The following is a 14138-nucleotide window of genomic DNA, read 5'->3' on the forward strand; positions in this document are numbered from 1 at the left end:
CTGCGTAATCCGATGATGGCATGCAGGTGGCTTGTAACCGCCAGGGAGGGGGCTGGTGACCCGCATCCTCTGGCGGTAGCGTGCCTGAACGCCTCGATTTTCCTTATCCCAGAGGGCTCCGCACGCCGGCAAAGCCCTTGCCCAGCACATGCGTATAGATCTGGGTGGTTTCCACACTCTTGTGCCCCAGCAATTCCTGAACGGTGCGGATATCCGTTCCCTGGCTCAGCAATTGAGTGGCGAAGCTGTGTCGCAGAGTATGGCAGGAGCCGGGACGCGGTAGCGATGCGGCTCGCATGGCGTGCCTGACCGCCCTTTGCACTGCCGATGGGTGAATATGGTGGAGAACCACCTTGCCATCCATATCGCAGCAGGGGCGGGTGGCAGGAAAAAGCCACTGCCAAGCCAAGGAGATGCCGGCATTCGGGTACTTGCGATCCAGCGCGTGGGGGAGTGTCACCGGTACGCGGCCATGATGCAGGCGATAGTCAAGTTGCTGTTTGGATGTGGAGATTTGATGCTGCAAGGCAGGAATATACAGGTGGCAGGGAGCAGGGTGGTTCTGTCCTTGTCGCCCTTGCCGGCTCTCACCGTAATCACCTGACGCTCGAAATCGATATCCCGGACACGTAGGCGGCATGTTTCGATGAGCCGCAGCCCTGAGCCGTACATCAAAGTCCCCATCAGATACATTGAACCGGAAAGGTGGCCCAGTACGCGCATCACTTCCTCGTGGGATAGCACTACCGGCAATCGGCGTGGGCGCTTGGCGCGTGAGAATTCACCGATCTCTCCCAAGGGCTGCTCGAGAACATGGCGATAGAGAAAGACGATAGCATTCAGCGCCTGGTTCTGCGTGGCGGCTGCCACCTGGCGCTCCACCGCAAGGTGCTCCAGGAAGGCTCGCACCTCGGAACCGCCCATGCTGGCAGGGTGGCGCACGCCATGAAAGCGAATGAAGTAGCGTATCCAGTAGCAGTAGGTCTTCTCGGTACGTGGGCTGTAGCGCTTTACCCGCATGGTAGTCTTCACCCGGTCCATCAGCTTCGGTGGCTTGTTATTCGCATCCATACGGCGTCTCCTTCGTAGCATGGATATGCATACAGTATTATTGGTTCCGGCAAAACGCGCAAGCGCGCGAATTCTGGATAGGTGGCCGAGCTATACTTAGATGCTAGAAAAATCAATGAGTTGGAAGAAATGAAGCGCGTCAGATAATATTGTTGAACGCGCAGAGGTGTTCATCCAATATCAGGACGCGCAGTCCAATCACTGCAATCACTGTTAGCTTTAATGGAAGCACCAATGAATACAATTCAGTTATTTAGTCATCTATCAAATATAGTCACGGTCATTGCATTTCTGTTCGCTGCTTACCAGTTTTTCTTATGGAGGAAGCAGCAACGGTATAGCCTTGAGATCGAGTCATTATTAAATATGGAGGACTTGTTTGAGATTTACGTTGCAGCTCTCATGAGGGTTCATGGTTATTTTGATAAGGCCAATAAGCTTGCCATCGAAGCGAAAGATAAAGCGGTAGAGGACAGGCGAAATCTTGACGAATACTTACGTGGTCGCTTCAGAGATATGATTTCGGAGTCCGCTAGAGAGATCAATGAGCAATCGACAAGTTACAGTCTAGCTCGCTATAGAGTAATAAGGCTAAATTTTGATATAGATACAAAGAATGAGCTTGATCCAGAATGGTTAAGAGATAAGTTTGACGAGTTTCTTCAACGAAACAATTCGCTAGAAGAAGTTGCTGGAGAGATTTCGAAGATAAAGAAGGTCGCTTACGAAGAATTCAAGATCCTTAGAAGTTCGATCTAAGCTAACAATCGCAGGCACAGCGACGGCTTTTCCATTGCGGCTGCGCCTCCATTACAAAGCCGCGCGTGCTGCGGGCGTTAGTTTTCCAGGAGTAAACATGGCAACACCCGAATGGAATTCAATTGATAATTACACTATGGATGAGAAGGATTATTATTGCGCATTCCTTGATATTCTAGGATATAAAGAAAAGTCCGAAATGTACTTCGGCGGAATGTACAATTTACATGGAAGATTTAAGAGAGCACTTACTCAGTCGCTATCTATCATAGAAATCAGTTCAATACTTATTAATGTTAATGATTTAGATGTGAAATTCTTTTCTGATAGCGTGATAATCTCTTTGCCTAAAGAAGATTCAAATCGTGATAGCCTTTTTGGAATGCTATTTTTCTGTAGGGTATTATCAGCTCACTTAAGTTATGAGGGTCTTTATCTAAGGGGAGGGCTTTCTTTTGGCCCGCACATGGATGAAATTGATGAGGAATATGGATTTTCATTTCTATCGTCAATTGCTCTTCAGAAAGCCTATATTTTAGAAAGTAAAAAGGCCATATACCCTAGAATTCTTATTGATCCTAGTGTAGTGCCATTGCTAACAAGGGATGCTCAAACACTAATTGCTAAAGACCATGATGAATATTTCATTCACTTCTCTCCGCAGCTTATAAATTTGAATGGAGAAAATGCGGATATTGTTTTATTAGAAATGGAAGATATCTATAAACTAAGAATGGAACTAAAAGAACAAAAAGTCATAGATAAATACACATGGATTTTAGACTATTACTACTGGACGCTCACTCAAAGTAAAAACATTGACATTGAAAAGTTCTCAAAATTTGAGACAACGAAATTCAAGAGCTTTTCCTCTTACTAATTTGAGATCGAAAACTAACAAGTTGCTACACTCGGAAAAATTACTCGCTACGCTCCTAATTTTCCGGTGAGCAAGGCGTTAGGCGTAAGTTAAGGACTCAATTGTGAGAATTGATTATCTTGAGGATGCACCGGATTTTATTCCGTTACTTGCTCGTGAAATGGCGGAGCACTGGAGCAGCATTATCCCTGGAGAATGCTATGAGCGACGGTATGAGAAGCTAATTTCCCACCAGAATCGCGATCAGCTACCACTCGCATGGGTAGCGCATGAAAATGGTGTTCTGTTGGGTACAAGTGCTTTGAGAGTTTGTGACTTGGAAGGGAGAGAAGACTTAACCCCTTGGCTTGCAGGTATCTTTGTCATGCCGGATTACAGAGGCCGTGGAATCGCAGCTAAACTTTGCGAAGTTGCAGAAAGGAAGGCGTGGGAATGGGGAGTTGCAAGATTATATCTGCACACTCCTGATCAGCAAGGGCTCTATCGAAAACTAGGGTGGAGTAGTTTAGAACTAGAGGATTGGAATGGGGTTCAGACAGAAATTATGGTCAAAGATCGCGAAGCCTAATCACTGTTATGCGTAAAGGAGGAGAGATGCATCAAGTAGCCGCTCAATGGATCGTAGGGTTACTAAGGGATAGAAATATACCCTTCTTAATTTGTGGTGGGCTCGCCGCAAAGGGGTATGGCTCTGAGCGAGACCTGTATGACATCGACCTTTTCGTCCCTGGCGAGTACTTTTCAACAGTCGTTCAGGCCGGTCAGGAGTTTGTATCCAAGGCTGCCGCTCACCGCCAAGAGGAAGGCTGGGATCTAATTTATGTCCAGTTCAAGTATGAAGGCGTTAAAGTAGAGGTAGGCAACGCTGACGGTCCGAAAATATTTGATACCGGAAATGAAAAGTGGGTTCCGATAAATATAGATTTTTCTCGCTATGAGACCGTGCATTTGTTGGGTCTTGAGCTCCCTCTTATGCTGCGGGATGATCTGATACGGTATAAGTCTGCGCTCTCACGGCCGGTAGATATCGAGGATATTCGTGATATCTGTGAGAGCGCATAACCAAGCCATGCACCGGATGCCAAAACCTCCGCTTCACTCCGGTTTTGTCACCGGTGATAGCGGCGTTATGTCCGGATGCTTCTTTCAACTTGAGTGCAGGTAAGAAAAAGTGAGTGAAATTTTCCGTCGGGAAAAGCGTTCTATGATTGTTGCCATGATTGGCAGCGTATTAATGGGGGTGGCTGGCGTTGCAGCAGGCCTCTTGGGTAATTCAGCTGCCATCATGATGGATGGGCTTTTTTCCACAATTGCATTTATTTTTGCCTTTCTTGGTTTGCGAGTTAGTCAAAGACTTAAGAATAGTCCTGATAACGTGCGACCGATGGGGTATGCAGCTGAGGAATCCTTGTTCACGACGTTTAGATCTCTGACAATTCTCGGCTTGATAATTTTCGCTGCAGGCTCTGCAGCCATCTCTATATACGCCTATTTCGCTTATGGCGAGGTTTCTGGTCTAGTGTTTGGTCCTATCTTGATATATTTCTTCGTAATTGGAGTCTTGTGTGTCTTTCTTTGGGCATTTCACTACCGAAACTGGGTGTTGAGCGGTCGACGCAGTGACATCTTACGCCTAGAAGCCAAAGCAGCCGCATTTGATGGTTTGCTCACCGGGATTGTTGCTGTGGGTTTTGTCGTAGTTTACTTCTTCCAGGATGGAATTATTGCCCCTATTGTACCTATTGCAGACTCCTTGATTGTGTTGATTCGTAACTGTTTAGCTCACGCCGCCTGATCCGTGGCTGTAGGCTGCATGAAGGATGGCACATCACCCGCAAACAGTTGCTCCAGTGCGGTATGCGCCGCCACCCCTTGCTTGACGGCGGTCGAGAGGAAGCTGCGCATCCGGCAGAAGATCTCCGCCCCCTCCCAGGAGCGGAAGCAGCCCGAGATTTTCTGCTGGACCTTGGTCATTCGCAGATCGCGTTCCCCCTGGTTGTTGGTGAAGGGAGCGGCAGGGTCGTCGAGGAAGCGCAACACGTCGTCCTCGTACGCCTGGAGGCGTTCCAGGAGGTTGCGCGACTTGGTGCGCTTGGCCCGGCCTCGCGTTCCAGGTGGCGGTTTCACCGGCGGGGGGCACTCGGCGTCCCCTTTCGCCAGGCAATCTCGATAGCGCTGCCGCCAGGCTCGGGTCTCATCGGCCGAGAGGCAGCCGTCGGCCACCTCCACGGCGCGATGCATCTCCAACAACAGGTCATGCAAGGCCTTGGCCCATGCCTGGCCATCGTTCTCCCAGGCCGCTGTCAGCTCCCGAAGGTGGTGCGCATTACAGAGCGCGTGCCGGCAATCCGGATAGCGGTAGTAGGGCTTCCAGTGATCATGCACCAGCACGCCACGCACGAAGGGCAATACGCCGATGGCGTCCATCGCTTCCTGGCCGCGCTTGGGGTGCGGGGCCAACCAGGTCAGGGCCTCGTTGGAGGCGCTGTGTAGCCAGTAGCGTTTGCCACCGACCTGCATTCCGGTTTCATCGGCATGGACGGTGGCTGCTTCACGTAGCGCCGGGATCACCCACTCGGCGAACGCCTCGGCCCGCTGGTAGGCCTCCTGGTTGAAGGCGAACAGGGTGCCGGTGCTCAGCGACAGGCCGCACTGCGAGGTGAGCAACTCGCGGATACGCGCATAGGGCAACAGCTGATACTGGGAGAGATAGACGACATGCGCCTTGAGGCGAGGGCCATACTGGATGGGGCGAGTCACGCCCTCGGGGAATGGCGCCACGTAGCGTTGCCCCTGATCATCTTCGAGGACCTCAGCCTGATATTCGGTGACCACGGCCTGGATTACGATGTCCTGCACTTGGCGCGTTTCGACGCCGACCGGGCGGTAAGAACGCCCCTTGGGGAGTTGCCGACGATCGACACGGAGCTTGACCACCTCGTCGGGGTCCGTCACCGGCGCCAACGTCTTACCCTCATGCCCTGGCTGTCCGCCGGGGCGCCGCTCGCCTTTGGCGCGCGAGCGGCGCTGGCGATTGGGATCCTGGGACGGTGGCTTGCTGCTGTTGCGGCTACTGGTGGCCAGGCGATCGGCCATGAGCTTGACCAGCAACATCAGCACATCGATGGCCGCACGCAGCGACGGAGAGACCGTCTGGTCTTCCTTGAGCTGCTGTCGGACCCGCTCCAGAGCCTCGTCGACGTTGATATCGCTGATGGTCATGTCACCGCATAGATATGCCGAAGGATTAGGCACACTATGCCAGAAAAATCAGGTGGTTGGCGACAGGCTATCCGCAACCACCTGAATAGTTACGTTGATTCTTTGTCTGGCTGTCGTAGGTCAGTTCTGGAATGATTTTAAGGTCGGTGTCGGAGAGCTGGTTGGAGCTACTGCTCAGCCAAGTGAAGTTGCTGCCGCTCGTCGAGCTGCCCGCCCTGTCTTGAAGGAGTCGGCAGGTCGCGTACAGGATTTCACTGTTATAAAAATGGGGCGAACCTATGTGGTTACCATCTACTACAACCCTATGAGTAAGGTATTGGCATCCGAGGTTGACACGCTTCAGGATAAGTTGACCCAGGCTATACATCGTGTTTTGCAAGGCGCTGAGGTGTTCGTGCTAATTTCTGAACGATCACGGGCCGGTTGAAGTGTTTGCCCTTGTTGGCTCTATGAAGGGCAAGAATTGCTGCGGAAATTGACATAACAATCGGCTGCACTGCGACCGCTTTTCCGCCGCTTCAAACCGGCGCGTGAGACGGGCGTTATATCGCAAGGAGAGTGAAGTGTTTGAGGTGGTAAGGGCTGTTTTTTCTAATGATTTAAGAGATGTTCTTGATCTGTATAATGAGTATGTTAACAGCACCTTGGTAGATCTTTCTTTCCAAGGCAATGATCAGGAATTTAGGTTCTTCGCAGACTGGCGTGAAAACGAAGTACTCTTAGGCGAAGGCGGGATAGAGAAACGGCGGTAAATCCGAGTAAGCTGATGTTCACCACAAACGTCTGCTCACGGATACCGCCGTTGCCATGGATGCTACCCCGCTCTGCCTGTTCTGGAAAGGTTTCACCGTCGCCCATCACGAATTCCTGGATGAGCAAACGCTACGGCTCCAGTTGGCGCCTGATGACCGAGTCCCTCCCGTCTGCAGCGGCTGTGACCACGCCTGCTTCCTCGTCCATGACGTGCATCAGCGTCGCGTCCGAGAGGCGCCGTTGCTGATCTACCGGGTGGAGCTGGAGGTGCCGGTACGTCGCCTGCGCTGCCCCGTCTGTGGCCCGACACGCGAGCGCATTGACTGGTTGCCGGGCCGTTCACCAGTGACCACCACATTGCGCCAGTGGGTGGAGCGGTTGGTCACGTTGCTGCCGATCCGGCATGTCGCCGACTTGGTCGGCCTGCACTGGCATACCGTCAAGACCATCGACAAGCAGCGCCTTCAGCGTGACTTGCCGGCGCCGGATCCGACGCGGCTGCGCCGCCTGATGATGGACGAGTTCGCCCTCCACAAGGGACACCGCTACGCCACGGTGATTGCTTGTGCCGACACCCAGCAGGTGGTGTGGGTCGGCGAGGGCCGCTCCCGTGAGGCGATCCGCCCGTTCTTCGAATGGTTGGGTGATGCGCGACAGCAGATCGAGGCCGTCGCCATGGACATGAACGCGTCATTCGATCTCGAAGTGAAGGCTCAGTGTCCCAACGCCGAGGTGGTCTACGACCGCTTCCATGTGGTGGCCAAGTACGGGCGTGAGGTGATGGACCGGGTGCGCGTCGATCAGGCCAATCAGCTACGCGACGACAAGGCGGCCCGCAAGGTGATCAAGGGCAGCCGCTGGCTGCTGCTGCGCAACCAGGACAACCTCAAGCCTGAGCAGGCGGTGAAGCTGGAAGAGCTGCTGGCTGCCAATGCCTCACTGACCAAGGTCTATCTACTCAAGGACCAGCTCAAGACACTGTGGTTTGCCGAGGACGAGGCGACGGCACGCAGCGGTTGGCAAGAGTGGGCCGGTATGGCGTTGGGCAGCGGCATCGACGCCTTGATGCGCTTCACCAAGAAGCTGGAGCCCTACCTGGATGGCATCGTGTCCAGTGCTCGCCACCACCTGAACACCAGCGTGCTGGAAGGTATGAACAACCGAATCAAGGTCATCAAACGGATGGCCTATGGGTACCGCGACACGGAATATTTCTTCCTGAAGATCCGTGCCGCGTTTCCCGGCAAAGTGCGATGAACCGGAATTTAACCACTTGCCTGAAAATTACAGCTCTGAAGAGTCAAAGATTTTTTTGGTGAAAGAAGGCAGTAAGCCTGTTGGGTGTGCTGCATTTCGGAGATTGGATGAGTCTGTCTGTGAAATGAAGCGAGTTTATATCCAACCAAGTGTTCGTGGCCACAATCTAGGTAAGCTGCTAGTTGATAGAGTGTTGCAAGAGGCTGTTATCAGTGGCTACAGTAAAATTTGTTTAGATGTTCTTCCAGAGTTCAAAACTGCATTGAAATTATACAGGTCATATGGATTTGTTGAGCATCCACCCGTAACGAACAATCCAGTTCCAGGAACACACTTTTTAGGTTTGGGTTTAGAGCAATATAACCAAGCATTGCAGAGGACAAGCCGCTGAATGCAGCGTTATGTGGCTTAAGGAGTTTCGGTATGGCATTCAGCGAATCAGAAAAAACAGCTCTACTTGAAGTGAAGGGTGTTGGACCTACAGTAGTTAAGCGTTTTGAAGAAATAGGTATAGATTCTTTTTCTGAATTGGCGAGCTATGAGCCAAAAGAAATTGCTGAAAGAGTTGCGTCTATGCTCAGGAAAACTTGTTGGAAGAATAGTCCCCAGGCGTTGTTGGCAGTTGAGGCCGCAATAGAAAGAGCAAGGCAAGGTTTGTAAATAGCGGTGCGCTCACATAACAATCGGCTGTTGTCGCCCCTTCGGGGCTGGGACGGCCTTTCCGCCGCTTTGCGGCTGCAAGTCCGCCCCAAAGCCGGGCGTTAACCACCCCTGTCGATTTCGGGCAGCTCCGTTCGACATTAGATTGCCACTCACAGCAATCACCCACAGAAGGGAGCTGATCATGAAGCATATGGCGAAGAACACGATCTGCCTTTGGTACGATGGCGCCGCTGAGGAAGCCGCACGATTTTATGCCGAGACCTTCCCCGATTCATCGCTCGACGCGGTGCACCGGGCCCCTGGGGATTACCCAGCGGGGGAGGAGGGGAGCGTCTTGACGGTAGAGTTCACCGTGCTGGGCGTGGCGTGCCTCGGGCTGAACGGCGGGCCTGCCTTCCAGCATAGCGAAGCGTTCTCGTTTCAGGTGGCGACCGAAGACCAGGAGGAGACGGATCGCTACTGGAACGCCATCGTCGGCAATGGCGGCCAGGAGAGCCAATGCGGGTGGGCTTACCCAAAGCCGCCGACGCTTTTCATGCGTCGGCGGCTTTTTTCTTTCCAGAAGACCGAATCCTCACGCCTCGATCCACACCTCATCGCCCTTGAAGCTCACCTGCCAGGTGCGCAGGGTGACGGCTTCGTCCTCCAGGCACTGGCCGTCTTCCAGGCGGAAGTGCTGCTTGTAGATCGGCGAGGCGACCACCGGCTGGCCCTTGAGGTCGCCGATGATGCCGCGGGCGATGACGTTGGCGCTGGAGAAGGGGTCGTGGTGGTCGATGGCGTAGAGTTCCTGGGCGTGGCCGGGCAGGTAGAAAACGGCGACTTGTGCGGGGCCTTCCGGAGTTTCCACCCAGGCGGCTACGCCGGAGTAGGGCACCAGGTCGGCGCGGGTGCAGAGGGGTTGCCAGGTCTGGGTCATGGTCTTGGCTGCTGCGTTGGCGGTTGTCATAAGAGATTCCTAGCAATGGTGTCGGGAAATCGGCGAGCGAGATGAAGCGGGCGTCGCTACGTCGCTAAGCGCGCGGCGGATCGAAGGCGAGACATAACGTGGGGTTAGGCGAGCCTTCGGGGTGCCGCGCAACAACGCGATTCACTCGCGCAGCCATTTCCGTTACGCAGGGCGGAACTGGCCGCGTTCGGTGGTAGTGATGATGTCCGGGTCCGGGCGGGCGTCGTTGACGAAGCTTCTGAAGCGCTTGAGTTTCTCCGGGTCGCTGATGGCATTGGCCCATTCGCACTCGTAGGTGTCGACCACGGTCTGCATCTGGCGCTCCAGCTCCTCGCCTATCCCTAAGCTGTCCTCGAGGATCACCTCCTTGAGGTAGTCCAGGCCGCCTTCCAGGTTCTCGCGCCATACCGAAGTGCGCTGCAGGCGGTCGGCGGTGCGGATGTAGAACATCAGGAAGCGGTCGATAGTGCGGTAGAGCGCTTCGTCGTCGAGGTCGGTGGCGAACAGCTCGGCGTGGCGCGGGCGCATGCCGCCGTTGCCGCAGACGTACAGGTTCCAGCCGTTCTCGGTGGCGATCACGCCGATGTCCTTGCTCTGGGCCTCGGCGCACTCTCGGGTGCAGCCGGACACCCCGAACTTGATCTTGTGCGGCGCGCGCAGGCCCTTGTAGCGGTGCTCGAGCCGGATCGCCATGCCCACGCTGTCCTGCACGCCGTAGCGGCACCAGGTGCTGCCCACGCAGGACTTCACCGTGCGCAGCGACTTGCCGTAGGCGTGGCCGGTCTCGAAGCCGGCCTCGATCAGCTCGCCCCAGATTGCCGGCAGGTCCTCCAGGCGGGCCCCGAACAGGTCGATGCGCTGGCCGCCGGTCACCTTGGTGTAGAGGCCATACCTCTGCGCCACCTGGCCCAGCACTACCAGCTTGTCGGGGGTGATCTCGCCGCCCGGCACGCGGGGAACGACGGAGTAGGTGCCGTTCTTCTGCATGTTGGCCATGAAGGTGTCGTTGGTGTCCTGCAGCGGGATATGGGCCGCGTCGGTGATCGGCTCGTTGAAACAGGAGGCGAGTATCGAGGCCACCGCCGGCTTGCAGATATCGCAGCCCAGGCCGTGGGTGTCGGCGTTGCCGTGCTTCTCCATCAGCTCGCGGAAAGTCTTGATGCCCTCCACCCGCACGATGTCGTAGAGCTCCTGGCGGGTATGGGAGAAGTGCTCGCAGATCGACTTGTCGACCTCCACCCCGCGGCTCTCCAGCTCGTGGTCCACCAGAGTCTTGAGCAGGGCGGCGCAGCCGCCGCAGCCGGTGCTGGCGCGGGTGGAGCCCTTCACGGCGCCGAGGTCCACGGCGCCGGCGTCGATGGTGGCGCAGACGTCGCCCTTGGTGACGTTGTGGCAGGAGCAGATCATGGCGGTGTCGGGCAGGGCGTCCGGCCCCAGGGCGGGGGCGGCGTCGCCGCCGGCCGGCAGGATCAGCGAGGCCGGGTCCTCGGGCAGCTCGATGCGGTTGGCGTAGTACTGCAGCAGGGTGTCGTAGACGCTGTTGTCGCCCACCAGCATGGCGCCCACCAGGCGCCTGCCGTCGCTGGAGACCACCAGCTTGCGGTACTGCTGCTTGATGGGATCGAGGAAGCGGAACTGGCGCGCGCCGGGGGTGCGGTCGCCGTGGGCGTCGCCGATGGCGCCCACGTCCACGCCCATCAGCTTGAGCTTGGTGCTCATGTCGGCGCCCTTGAAGGGCTCATCGCCCTCCAGCAGGGTGGCGGCGGCGGCCTTGGCCATCTGGTAGCCGGGGGCCACCAGGCCGAAGATGCTGCCCTGCCACAGCGCTACCTCGCCCACGGCGAGAATCGCCGGGTCGCTGGTCAGGCAGCGGTCGTCGATCACCACGCCGCCGCGCTCGCCGAGCGTCAGACCGCTGTCCCGGGCCAGCTCGTCCCGGGGGCGAATGCCGGCGGAGAAGACGATCAGGTCGGTCTCCAGCACCTTGTCGTCCTGGAACACCATGCGGTGGCGGCTGGCCTCGCCGTCGACGATCGCCTGGGTGGCGCGGCCGGTGAGCACCTGTACGCCCATGGCTTCGATCTTCTCGCGCAAGAGCTCGCCGCCTTCGCTGTCCACCTGCATCGGCATCAGGCGCGGAGCGAACTCCACCACGGCGGTGTCGAGGTTGAGCCCGCGCAGGGCGCCCGCCGCCTCCAGGCCGAGCAGGCCGCCGCCCACCACTACGCCGGTGGTGGCGGTCTCGGCGGCCGCGCGGATGGCGTCGAGGTCCTCCAGGGTGCGGTAGACCAGGCAGCCCTCCCGCTCGTTGCCGGGAATCGGCGGCACGAAGGGGGTGGAGCCGGTAGCCAGCACCAGGCGGTCGTAGGGGGTGCGCCCCTGGTCGGTGACCACTTCGCCTTTGTTGCGGTCGATGGCGACCACTGCCTCGGCAAGGCGCAGCTCGATGCCGTGTTCGGCGTAGTAGTCGCTGGTGGAGAGGGCGAGGGAGTCGGCGTCGCGCCCGCTGAAGTACTCGGAGAGGTGCACCCGGTCGTAGGCTAAGTGGCGCTCCTCGCCGAATACGGTGATCCGATAGCGCTCGGTGGCGCCGCGCTCGACCAACTGCTCGACCAGGTGGTGGCCGACCATGCCGTTGCCGATGATGATCAGTTGCGGTTTAGCGGGCGTGTTCATGCGGCCTCCTTCGCGGGGCTGTGCGGTGAGTCAGTGGCAGTGTCGGCGGCGGCGTCGAGCCGCACCCGGGCGTCGGCGGCGCCGAGCAGCAGCGCGGCGCGCCCGGCGCTGAGGTCGCGCCCGGCCAGGGCCTGCTCGAAGTACCAGGGGCCGGCGGCGGTGTCGCCGTAGAGCACGGCGCCCTCCAGGCGGCCGTCTTTCAGCAGCAGGCGGCGGTAGTCGCCCTGCTGGGGGTCGTGATAGGCGAGCACCTCGTGGCCCGCCTCGGGCTCGGTGGGCCCGAAGGCGTAGAGCGCAACGCCGCTGACCTTGAGCTTGGTGGCGCAGGGGGTGTCGACGTAGCCCGCCACCGTCTCGCCGGCCAGATGGGCGGCGAGCACCTCGACCTGGCGCCAGATGGGCTCCACCAGGCCGAAGGTCTGGCCCTCGAACTCGCAGCACTCGCCCAGGGCGTGAATGGCCGGATCGCTGGTGGTGAGCCAGGCGTCGACCACGATGCCGCGGTTGACCTCGAGCCCGGCCGCGCGGGCAAGCGACACCTTGGGCAGGATGCCGATGGCCACCACCACGCAGTCGGCAGGCAGGCGGGTGCCGTCGGTCAGCAGGGCGGCGCACACCCGGCCCTGGTCGTCAGGCTCCAGGCGCTCGAGCCGGGCGTCGGTGTGGATGTCGAGCCCGCGGCCGCGCAGCGCGTTTTCGAGCAGCCGGGCGGCGATGAGGTCGAGCTGGCGATTCATCAGGCGGTCGTCGCGCTGCAGCAGGCTCACCCGCAGGCCGCCCTGTCCTCGTTTACGTAGCCCCTCGGCGGCCTCCAGGCCCAGCAGGCCGCCGCCGATCACCACGGCGTTGCCGCCCTCGTCGGCCCGATGCTGGCCGAAGCGCATCAGGGCCTCGGCGTCGCGGAGGTCGCGAAACACCTCCACGCCGGGCAGCTCGAGCCCCGGCACCGGGGGGCGGGCCGGGCGGGAGCCGGTGGCCAGCACCAGGCGGTCGTAGTCGAGGGTGCGGCCGGCATCGGTGGTCAGGCGCCGTGCGGCGCGGTCGATGTCAGTGACCCGCTCGCCGAGGATCAGCTCGATGCCCTGCTCGGCGTACCAGTCGCCGTCATGCAGGGTCAGGGCCTCGCGTGCCATCTCGCCGGCCAGCAGCGGGGAGAGCAGGATACGGTTGTAGGCCGGCTCCGGCTCGTCGCCGATCACGGTGATGTGCGCCGGGCGGCCCGGTTTGCCAGCCAGGGCCTCCACCAGGCGGTGGCCGGCCATGCCGTTGCCGATGATGACCAGATGGTCCGTCACGGCAGAGTGAGAGGTCGCGGGCATGGCGTTCTCCTCCGGGAATATGAAAACGCAAAGGGCGCCTCGACCGCGTCTGGTGAGAGACGGGTGCGAGGCGCCCTTGCCTGAATGATGGTTGGTCGGCGATCCACTTTGACCGCTGCCATACACCAACTAACAAGAAGCTCGCCAGCTTGCCTGTTATTGGAAAAATAAGACGTTAAATCAGCTGGCTACATACATGTGGGAGTCGGCTGGCTCGGCCGCTGCGCCGTCGGGGGGTTCGCCGCGGTGGTGCAGGGCGAGGCCGTTATGCACCGGTTTGCAGCAGCCTCCCCGCCGGTGCGCCATAACCCCTCGCCGATGCGCCATAAAAGGTAGGAGCGTCTCCCGGCGCCCGCCACCGTCCAGGGAGCCGCCCGAATGCAGGGGGGGAGGCGCCGATCTGCCACGGGCTGCTGGCAGCGCTCTGGCATCCTGACTGCGTAGTTGGCATCTTGGTTGCATGGGCTGATGGCACAGAATGCGCTATCCGCTGCGTCAACAGGCGGATGCCCCGGGGCAACGACGCCCGCCACTTTCCGGTTCGCCGGGGAGTGGCGGGCGTTTGCGTTCCGGGCCAGTGGAAGCTCAT

The 14138-nt window shown here is 58.2% G+C and carries 15 protein-coding genes and 1 pseudogene; 10 read left to right on the forward strand and 6 right to left on the reverse strand.

Going from position 1 to position 14138, the window contains the following annotated elements:
• Positions 1 to 103: 103 nt before the first annotated feature.
• Complete coding sequence (locus tag NHL60_RS19660; RefSeq protein ID WP_367399354.1) at positions 104 to 364, reverse strand: tyrosine-type recombinase/integrase; 261 nt, start codon at positions 362 to 364, stop codon at positions 104 to 106.
• Between the two features lie 92 nt (positions 365 to 456).
• On the reverse strand, positions 457 to 1071 hold the full coding sequence (locus NHL60_RS05595) for a phage integrase N-terminal SAM-like domain-containing protein (RefSeq protein WP_253449988.1): 615 nt from the start codon (positions 1069 to 1071) through the stop codon (positions 457 to 459).
• 234 nt (positions 1072 to 1305) lie between these two features.
• Here NHL60_RS05595 and NHL60_RS05600 point away from each other — a divergent pair, with 234 nt between their 5' ends.
• The 5 genes from NHL60_RS05600 (at position 1306) to NHL60_RS05620 (ending at position 4505) form a co-directional block, all read left to right on the forward strand.
• On the forward strand, positions 1306 to 1830 hold the full coding sequence (locus tag NHL60_RS05600; protein WP_253449991.1) for a hypothetical protein: 525 nt from the start codon (positions 1306 to 1308) through the stop codon (positions 1828 to 1830).
• Between the two features lie 97 nt (positions 1831 to 1927).
• Positions 1928 to 2710 carry a hypothetical protein gene (locus NHL60_RS05605; protein ID WP_253449994.1) on the forward strand — a complete coding sequence of 261 codons (783 nt, stop codon included), beginning with the start codon at positions 1928 to 1930 and terminating at the stop codon, positions 2708 to 2710.
• Between the two features lie 103 nt (positions 2711 to 2813).
• On the forward strand, positions 2814 to 3278 hold the full coding sequence (locus tag NHL60_RS05610) for a GNAT family N-acetyltransferase (RefSeq protein ID WP_253449998.1): 465 nt from the start codon (positions 2814 to 2816) through the stop codon (positions 3276 to 3278).
• A gap of 26 nt (positions 3279 to 3304) precedes the next feature.
• A complete protein-coding gene (locus tag NHL60_RS05615; RefSeq protein ID WP_253450001.1) occupies positions 3305 to 3772 on the forward strand; it encodes a hypothetical protein in 468 nt (155 codons plus the stop codon).
• A 109-nt stretch (positions 3773 to 3881) separates the two neighbouring features.
• Entirely contained in the window at positions 3882 to 4505 is a 624-nt protein-coding gene (locus NHL60_RS05620) for a cation transporter (RefSeq protein WP_253450003.1), read from the forward strand.
• Here NHL60_RS05620 and NHL60_RS05625 read toward each other — a convergent pair.
• The gene (locus NHL60_RS05625; protein WP_218314611.1) at positions 4493 to 5932 is read right to left on the reverse strand and encodes an IS66 family transposase; all 1440 of its coding nucleotides are present in this window, start codon (positions 5930 to 5932) and stop codon (positions 4493 to 4495) included. The two genes, NHL60_RS05620 and NHL60_RS05625, sit on opposite strands and share 13 nt — an antisense overlap.
• Before the next feature lie 563 nt (positions 5933 to 6495).
• On the opposite strand from NHL60_RS05625, the gene NHL60_RS05630 reads away from it, so the two are divergent.
• The 5 genes and pseudogenes from NHL60_RS05630 to NHL60_RS05650 form a co-directional block, all read left to right on the forward strand.
• Positions 6496 to 6684, forward strand: coding sequence for a hypothetical protein (locus NHL60_RS05630; protein WP_253450006.1), 189 nt, complete (start codon positions 6496 to 6498; stop codon positions 6682 to 6684).
• 55 nt (positions 6685 to 6739) lie between these two features.
• Positions 6740 to 7942, forward strand: a complete 1203-nt coding sequence (locus NHL60_RS05635) for an ISL3 family transposase (RefSeq protein WP_253448729.1) — start codon at positions 6740 to 6742, stop codon at positions 7940 to 7942.
• Entirely contained in the window at positions 7914 to 8333 is a 420-nt protein-coding gene (locus tag NHL60_RS05640; protein ID WP_367399346.1) for a GNAT family N-acetyltransferase, read from the forward strand. The genes NHL60_RS05635 and NHL60_RS05640 overlap by 29 nt, the downstream gene beginning before the upstream one ends.
• A gap of 32 nt (positions 8334 to 8365) precedes the next feature.
• Positions 8366 to 8602: a helix-hairpin-helix domain-containing protein gene (locus tag NHL60_RS05645; RefSeq protein ID WP_253450012.1), complete on the forward strand. Its 237-nt coding sequence runs from the start codon at positions 8366 to 8368 to the stop codon at positions 8600 to 8602.
• A gap of 193 nt (positions 8603 to 8795) precedes the next feature.
• A pseudogene (locus tag NHL60_RS05650) lies at positions 8796 to 9104 on the forward strand (VOC family protein); the annotation flags it as partial.
• A gap of 75 nt (positions 9105 to 9179) precedes the next feature.
• Here the strand turns inward: NHL60_RS05650 and nirD are convergent.
• The 3 genes from nirD to NHL60_RS05665 all read right to left on the reverse strand — a co-directional run bounded on the left by nirD (position 9180) and on the right by NHL60_RS05665 (position 13549).
• On the reverse strand, positions 9180 to 9554 hold the full coding sequence (nirD, locus tag NHL60_RS05655) for a nitrite reductase small subunit NirD (protein ID WP_253450015.1): 375 nt from the start codon (positions 9552 to 9554) through the stop codon (positions 9180 to 9182).
• Positions 9555 to 9716: 162 nt separating this feature from the next.
• Positions 9717 to 12230 (reverse strand): nitrite reductase large subunit NirB, encoded by a 2514-nt coding sequence (nirB, locus tag NHL60_RS05660; RefSeq protein WP_253450019.1) that lies wholly within the window; start codon positions 12228 to 12230, stop codon positions 9717 to 9719.
• Positions 12227 to 13549 (reverse strand): NAD(P)/FAD-dependent oxidoreductase, encoded by a 1323-nt coding sequence (locus NHL60_RS05665; protein WP_253450021.1) that lies wholly within the window; start codon positions 13547 to 13549, stop codon positions 12227 to 12229. Before NHL60_RS05665 ends, nirB begins: the two co-directional genes overlap by 4 nt.
• Between the last annotated feature and the right edge of the window lie 589 nt (positions 13550 to 14138).

It is taken from the genome of Halomonas sp. Y3, assembly GCF_024137965.1.
Lineage (GTDB): Bacteria > Pseudomonadota > Gammaproteobacteria > Pseudomonadales > Halomonadaceae > Halomonas > Halomonas mongoliensis.

Bases quoted from the DNA above. Each gene is read 5' to 3' on its own strand.
- NHL60_RS19660 (WP_367399354.1), bottom strand. From the start codon at position 364: ATGGATGGCAAGGTGGTTCTCCACCATATTCACCCATCGGCAGTGCAA.
- NHL60_RS05595 (WP_253449988.1), bottom strand. From the start codon at position 1,071: ATGGATGCGAATAACAAGCCACCGAAGCTGATGGACCGGGTGAAGACT.
- NHL60_RS05600 (WP_253449991.1), top strand. From the start codon at position 1,306: ATGAATACAATTCAGTTATTTAGTCATCTATCAAATATAGTCACGGTC.
- NHL60_RS05605 (WP_253449994.1), top strand. From the start codon at position 1,928: ATGGCAACACCCGAATGGAATTCAATTGATAATTACACTATGGATGAG.
- NHL60_RS05615 (WP_253450001.1), top strand. From the start codon at position 3,305: ATGCATCAAGTAGCCGCTCAATGGATCGTAGGGTTACTAAGGGATAGA.
- NHL60_RS05625 (WP_218314611.1), bottom strand. From the start codon at position 5,932: ATGACCATCAGCGATATCAACGTCGACGAGGCTCTGGAGCGGGTCCGA.
- NHL60_RS05635 (WP_253448729.1), top strand. From the start codon at position 6,740: ATGGATGCTACCCCGCTCTGCCTGTTCTGGAAAGGTTTCACCGTCGCC.
- NHL60_RS05645 (WP_253450012.1), top strand. From the start codon at position 8,366: ATGGCATTCAGCGAATCAGAAAAAACAGCTCTACTTGAAGTGAAGGGT.
- nirD (WP_253450015.1), bottom strand. From the start codon at position 9,554: ATGACAACCGCCAACGCAGCAGCCAAGACCATGACCCAGACCTGGCAA.
- nirB (WP_253450019.1), bottom strand. From the start codon at position 12,230: ATGAACACGCCCGCTAAACCGCAACTGATCATCATCGGCAACGGCATG.
- NHL60_RS05665 (WP_253450021.1), bottom strand. From the start codon at position 13,549: ATGCCCGCGACCTCTCACTCTGCCGTGACGGACCATCTGGTCATCATC.